The 1,604-nt window shown below is 64.0% G+C and carries 3 protein-coding genes; all 3 read right to left on the bottom strand.

All coding sequences use genetic code 11. The annotated features are described in order from the left end of the window. Positions 1-655 (bottom strand): trypsin-like peptidase domain-containing protein (locus tag EN939_RS33380; RefSeq protein WP_127271729.1); only part of this gene is annotated, 655 nt, incomplete at its 3' end. Positions 656-782: 127 nt separating this feature from the next. Then, positions 783-971, bottom strand: a complete 189-nt coding sequence (locus EN939_RS33375; RefSeq protein ID WP_023813072.1) for a DUF2065 domain-containing protein — start codon at positions 969-971, stop codon at positions 783-785. A gap of 6 nt (positions 972-977) precedes the next feature. Next, a partial coding sequence (gene hflC / locus EN939_RS33370) for a protease modulator HflC (RefSeq protein WP_164751478.1) occupies positions 978-1,604 on the bottom strand: 627 nt, incomplete at its 5' end.

The following is a 1,604-nucleotide window of genomic DNA, read 5'->3' as shown; positions in this document are numbered from 1 at the left end:
CATCATAGGGGCCGGAATTGATGTCGCGGTTGCGGGCAGAGACGATGCCGACCGTGACCGTGCCGCCGAGGCCGAACGGATTGCCGATCGCCATCACCCAGTCGCCGACGCGCATCTTGGTGGAATCGCCGAACTTCACCGCCGTCAGCTTGTGGCCTTTCGGATCGACCTTGAGCACGGCGACATCGGTCTTGGTGTCGGTGCCGACCAGCGTCGCCTTCAAGGTGACACCATCGGAGAAATTGACCTCGATGTCGTCGGCATCGGCAATGACATGGTTGTTGGTGACGACGATGCCTTGCTCGGCATCGATGACGAAGCCGGAGCCCAGCGACTGCACCTTCTGCGAGCCGTTGTCCTTGTCACCGCCGCGGTTCTTGAAGAAATCGTCGAAGAAATCCTGGAAGGGCGACCCCTCGGGCAATTGCGGCATCGGCACCGCGCCCGGGCCTTCGGTGCCCTTGACCGTCTGCGAGGTCGATATGTTGACCACTGCGCCGAGCAGGCCTTGCGCCAGATCGGCGACCGAAGCAGGTCCATCGGCGGCAAATGTCGGCGTCACGAAGGACGGGACAGCGACTGCGCTGACAAGAAGTGCCGCCGCGCCGGCGATGAATGTCCGCCGAGCCGCGCACAGAATTGTATTGGATGTCATCGAGAAGCCTCCCGGTATCCTTGAAAAGAAAAGCGCTTCGACGAAAACGCCGCGTCACGCCATGTTGGCAAAAAATACGGCACGTTTGCGGCTATGACTATCGGCAGAGGATAAATCATCGCCGCCGTCATGCGCCCCGTACCAGCCAGACGATGCCGACGCCGATCACGATCGCCGCCAGTCCGGCGATCCGCAGCGCGTTCTCGGGCAGCGACAGCACTTCGGTGGCAAGTTTCCTGGCCAGGCCGGGAAAACCGCCATAGACTAGACCCTCTATGACAAGGACCAGGCCCATGGCGGCAAGAAAATCCTGCACCGGCCGCTACTGGCCGGTGCTGGGCTGTGCCGCCGGCGCGGCGGGTGCCGTCGCCGGAGCGTTTGGCGCAGGCGAAGCCGGCTTTGCCGGCCCCTCGCTGCCGTCAGGATTGCGGAAGAAGCGGAAGAACTCCGAGTTCGGCGACAGCACCATCGTCGTTCCGGTGTTGTCCAGCGCCGTGCCATAGGCATTCATCGACCGGTAGAAGTCGAAGAAGGCCGGATCGCGCTGATAGGCTCCCGCGAAGGTGGCGCTGCGCTGGGCTTCGCCCTCGCCGCGCAGGATTTCCGACTCTTTCTGCGCTTCGGCGACGATCTCGACCACTTCGCGATCGGCGCGGGCGGTGATGCGCTGTGCCGCTTCATTGCCGCGCGCCCTCAGCCGCGCAGCTTCCGCCAGGCGTTCCGCCTTCATGCGGTCGAAGGTCTGCTGCGAGACTTCGGCCGTGAGATCCGTGCGGCGGATACGGACATCCTCGATCTGCAGGCCGAGCGAGGTGGCGTCGGGCCTGAGCTGGTCGCGGACTTCGCGCATCATCACGGTGCGCTGTTCGGAAAGTGCGGCCTCGAAATCACGCAGACCGTAGACACGGCGCAAGGCAGCGTCGAGACGCGTCCTGAGCCGGGCTTCTGC

Source organism: Mesorhizobium sp. M7A.F.Ca.CA.002.05.1.1 (assembly GCF_003998335.1).
Lineage (GTDB): Bacteria > Pseudomonadota > Alphaproteobacteria > Rhizobiales > Rhizobiaceae > Mesorhizobium.
The sequence above is the reverse complement of the archived record's forward strand: the minus strand, read 5'-3'. Positions and strand labels throughout refer to the sequence as shown.